Origin of the sequence: Anabaena sp. CA = ATCC 33047, from assembly GCF_963870205.1 — a bacterium.
Classification (GTDB): domain Bacteria; phylum Cyanobacteriota; class Cyanobacteriia; order Cyanobacteriales; family Nostocaceae; genus Trichormus.
This window is the reverse complement of the sequence record NZ_CAWMSA010000040.1, coordinates 1-2,631: the sequence shown is the minus strand read 5'-3', so window position 1 is coordinate 2,631 and position 2,631 is coordinate 1. Positions and strand designations below refer to the sequence as shown.

Annotated in this window: 3 protein-coding genes; 1 reads left to right on the top strand and 2 read right to left on the bottom strand. The window is 42.3% G+C overall.

Annotation, left to right across the window (positions count from 1 at the left end):
- A partial coding sequence (locus AACS98_RS09520) for an ABC transporter substrate-binding protein (RefSeq protein ID WP_066379564.1) occupies positions 1 to 1,166 on the bottom strand: 1,166 nt, incomplete at its 3' end.
- A gap of 295 nt (positions 1,167 to 1,461) precedes the next feature.
- Between AACS98_RS09520 and AACS98_RS09515 the strand changes: the two genes are divergently transcribed.
- A complete protein-coding gene (locus AACS98_RS09515) occupies positions 1,462 to 2,217 on the top strand; it encodes a YebC/PmpR family DNA-binding transcriptional regulator (protein WP_066378811.1) in 756 nt (251 codons plus the stop codon).
- 106 nt (positions 2,218 to 2,323) lie between these two features.
- Here AACS98_RS09515 and AACS98_RS09510 read toward each other — a convergent pair whose 3' ends face one another.
- Positions 2,324 to 2,539 carry a hypothetical protein gene (locus AACS98_RS09510; protein ID WP_066378808.1) on the bottom strand — a complete coding sequence of 72 codons (216 nt, stop codon included), beginning with the start codon at positions 2,537 to 2,539 and terminating at the stop codon, positions 2,324 to 2,326.
- Positions 2,540 to 2,631: the final 92 nt, after the last annotated feature.

Below are 2,631 nucleotides of genomic sequence, written 5' to 3'. Positions count from 1 at the left end.
GGACGACTGCGCCCATGTTTCGCTTGCTCTAAAAATACTTGCACTTGTGGGAGTTTCTGCACAAATTCCTGATATTTTGCACTTTCGCGGGACTTGATATTGATAGGTAAATAACCGGCTTCTAAGGCTAATTCGGTTTGAAATTCCTCGCTCATGGTATATTCAGCAAACTTAAAAGCGGCTTTTTGTCTTTCTGGTGTGGTTTTAAAGAAGAATAAATTTTCGCCGCCGATACTGGTTGAGGGTTGTTGGTTGGCTGGTAGGGGAAATACGCCAAAATCAATATTAGTAGCTTGGAATTGTCCGAGATTCCAGGGGCCGTTGATTTGCATTGCTACTTGTCCTGACAGTAAAGGATCTGTTTCATAACCCCTTTCTGGACTGGATAACAGCGTCGAACCATCTTGAATGAGATTGCGCCAAAATTGTAAAGCGGCGATCGCTCCCCCATTATCCTGTAACTTCACCTCTGCGGCATTTTGAACATCACCACTCACCAATTTACCGCCACTACTCCACATAAATGGCAACCAAGTAAAGACTGTAAATTCTCCTTTACCCAAAGGTAGAAACATTCCATACTGATCTATTCTGCCATCACCATCAGTGTCACGAGTTAATTGCTTGGCAACTTGCCGAAATTCCTCCCAAGTGCGGGGTGTTTCTGTAATTCCTGCGGCTTTAAATAAACTGGGACGATAAAAAATCCCTACGTTATTCGTAGCAAAAGGCACTGACCACAGTTTCTCTTGGTATTGCATCGATGAATAGAGAGCGGGGTCAATTTCGTCTTTGACTGGGGAGTTTGCCAACATCTCATCTATAGGAATCAACGCCCCTAGTTCCACTAATTGTCCGGTAATGGTAGGATTAAACCACAATAAATCAGGTGGTGCGTTGCCCACAACAGCAGCCAAAATCTTGGGCATTTGCTGATCCTGTTGCCCAACATACAGTGATTCTACTTGAATATCTGGGTGAGTTTGATTAAATTTATCTACCAACCTTTGCAACACATCCCGATTTGGTGGTGGGTTCACCCCATGCCATAAAGTTATGTGAGTGACTTTCCCCGCGTTAACTCCAGAGCGTATAGTTTGACAACCGCTTACAGCTAATAGTCCTACTACCAGTAACATCAGAAAACGGCGCAGGAAATTTTTCATCTTTTTGCTTTTGGTTCTGGATTTGCGAGGTTGAGAAATATATCGCATATTCAGGAGATAAACTACAGGGGACAGAAAGGTATTGGAGATTGGGTATAAAAAATTTGTGTAATTAATTTTGTCTGTGTACTGACTAATTTCTAATTCTCTACAGAAAGACTAAGCCTACATGGGGACAAAGGCCAACACCCTGAAGATTTATCTTCTTACTTACTAAGTCCCCAATCTTTCCTTTGCGTCTAGGCGGAAGCTATATATTATCCTATCTTTGGAGAGAGAATAAATCATTTAGCTTATGGCTGGTCATAGTAAATGGGCAAATATTAAACGCCAAAAGGCAGTAGTGGATGCCAAAAAGGGTAAGACTTTTACCCAATTGTCTAGAGCCATTATTGTGGCGGCGAGAAATGGAATACCAGATCCAGCCGGGAATTTCCAGCTACGTACAGCGATTGAGAAGGCAAAAGCGGCGGGTATTCCGAATGAAAACATTGAAAGAGCGATCGCTAAAGGTGCTGGTACTTTTAATGATAATGCTACTCTCGAAGAGATTCGTTATGAAGGTTACGGCCCTGGTGGTGTAGCAATTTTAATTGAAGCCTTGACTGATAACCGTAATCGTACTGCGGCTGATTTGCGGGCAGCATTTAGTAAAAATGGTGGTAACTTGGGTGAAACAGGCTGTGTTAGCTGGATGTTTGACCAAAAAGGTGTATGTGTTGTTGAAGGTGTGCTTGATGAAGAGCAGCTTTTAGAAGCATCCTTAGAAGGTGGTGCGGAATCTTATGAGATGACGGCAGAAGACACGGCGGAAGTGTTGACGGAAGTCACTAATTTAGAAATTCTCAACCAAACCTTACAAGATAAAGGTTTTCAAGTCACCGATGTAGAATTGCGCTGGATTCCTAGTAACAATGTGGAAGTCACAGACGCAGAACAAGCGCGATCGCTCCTCAAGTTAATTGATACCCTAGAAGGTCTAGATGATGTGCAGAATGTCACTTCTAATTTTGATATGTCAGAGCAGTTATTAGCTGTGAGTGTTGGGTAGCAATATACACAGATTTTCTTTTTCTGCATGGAGACAGAAACAAAATATAAGCCTGATTTTTCAGGCAAATCAGGCTTATATACATTTTTATTGCCACAACTCGAATTTATACATTACGATTATCAATAGAGTGTTGTGCTGCGGCTTGTCGTACTAACTCAATATCTAATCCCATAGCCTCAGCGATTTGTTCTAAGCTTAATCCCAATCTTAAAAGACCAGGAATACCTTCCAGTTTGCCTTCCTGCTTACCTTCCTGCTTACCTTCCTCTTTGGCTTCTTGGTAAACTCTGGTATTTCTAATCGCATCTAACCCTAACATAGCTTCTACCTCCTCGCGGCTAAGTTTAGCTTAAACAAAAAGAAGCCTCTCACTCACTGCGTTCGCGCAGCGTCTCGTAGAGAAGCAGGAGT

What these genes read in the sequence shown, in the direction of transcription:
- AACS98_RS09510 (WP_066378808.1), bottom strand. Translation starts at nt 2,539, where the DNA reads ATGTTAGGGTTAGATGCGATTAGAAATACCAGAGTTTACCAAGAAGCC.
- AACS98_RS09515 (WP_066378811.1), top strand. Translation starts at nt 1,462, where the DNA reads ATGGCTGGTCATAGTAAATGGGCAAATATTAAACGCCAAAAGGCAGTA.